General features: G+C 65.9%; 1 protein-coding gene. It reads left to right on the top strand.

The genetic code is table 11. The annotated features are described in order from the left end of the window. Window positions 1–759 precede the first annotated feature (759 nt). Window positions 760–1,641: tryptophan--tRNA ligase (gene trpS, locus E2E34_RS34110; RefSeq protein ID WP_138905689.1), on the top strand; the 882-nt coding region annotated here is incomplete at its 3' end.

Raw genomic sequence — 1,641 nt, 5'->3', positions numbered from 1 at the left:
TGTTCTCAGCGTCCTCGCTGTGTTCGCCTGGACTGCCACTAGGACAGCCAGGACTTTTCAAAGGAACCACCAACCCACCGAAGTGGGCCGGGGTATCAACATATCTGGCGTTGACTTTTGGCACGCTGTTGAGTTCTCAAGGAACGGACGCTTCCTTTGTACTCACCCTCTCGGGCTTTCCTCCGGGCTTTCGTTCGGCATTTCGTGTTTCCGACTCTATCAGACGCTTTCGTGTCCGACTTCCTCGGTGCTTTCCAGTTCTTCGCTTTCGCGTTTCCCTTTCCGGCGGTTCCGACTCTATCAGGTCCTTTCGGGCCCGACTGCCAGTCGGCGGTGTCTTAACGGTTGTTGGCCGTTTCGACGAGTGAGACATTAGCGGAATCCTGGCCCCCGAGCTAATCGGGATCGTTCCTTCGAACGGGGATTCCTCATTTCGCAAATGCGCACGAGAACGGGACGACAGCAGTCGTTCGCTCAGTGGTTCCTGCGGAATGGCTGTCCGGGGCCGGCCGGGGCCGGTGCTCACGTCGGACAACTCGGAGAACACTACGTAGGCGTCAATCCCGTGTCAACCGGGGGCTCCGCCGCTAGGATGGGGGCCATGACTTCGCGTACGTGCACCCAGGGGTGGCGGGCCGCCTGACGGCGGCCGGCAGACACGTATGCGCTCAACGGCCGCCGCTACGGCGGCCGTTCGCGTTTCCCTCTCCGGGAGGCCCGGCCGTCGGTGGCGGCGGCTCCTACCAGGAGGCATGAGAGATGACGCGGATCTTCAGCGGGGTCAAGCCGACCGGGCACCTGACGCTGGGCAACTATCTCGGGGCCGTGCGGCGGTGGGCCCAGGCCGATCAGCACCGGGCCGACGCGCTGTTCTGCGTGGTGGACCTGCACGCGCTGACCGTGGAGCACGATCCCGCGCGGGTACGGCGGCTCAGCCGACAGGCGGCGACGCTGCTGCTGGCGGCCGGACTGGACCCGGCGCTCTGCACCGTGTTCGTGCAGAGCCATGTGGATGAACACGCGCGGCTTTCGTACGTACTGGAATGCACGGCCACGGACGGCGAGCTGCGGCGGATGATCCAGTACAAGGAGAAGAGTGTGCGGGCGCGGGCGGCCGGGGAGAGCGTGCGGCTGTCGTTGCTGACGTATCCGGTGCTGATGGCGGCCGACATCCTGGCGTACGGGACCGATGAGGTGCCTGTAGGGGACGACCAGACGCAGCATGTCGAGCTGACCCGTGATCTGGCGGTGCGGTTCAACCAGCGGTACGGGCACACCTTCACCGTGCCGAGGGCCACGCGCCCCGAGGTCGGCGCTCGGGTCATGGACCTCCAGGACCCCGCTTCCAAGATGGGGAAGTCGCACGCAGCCACCGCGGGGATCGTCTATCTGCTCGATGAGCCCGAGGTGGTGCGGAGGAAGATCATGCGGGCCGTGACGGACAGCGGGACCGAGGTCGAGTACGACCGGGAGGAGAAGCCCGGGGTCGCGAACCTCCTCGACGTACTCGCGGCTTGCCAGGGCGGGGACCCCGGGGAGCTGGCCGGGGGGTACGACTCGTACGGGGCCTTGAAGAAGGACACGGCGGAAGCTGTCGTCGAGCTGCTGCGGCCGGTGCGGCAACGGCACGCGGAGCTGGCG

The organism is Streptomyces albidochromogenes (genome assembly GCF_005981925.1).
GTDB classification, from domain to species: domain Bacteria; phylum Actinomycetota; class Actinomycetes; order Streptomycetales; family Streptomycetaceae; genus Streptomyces; species Streptomyces albidochromogenes.
This window is presented reverse-complemented; position numbering and strand designations above follow the sequence as displayed.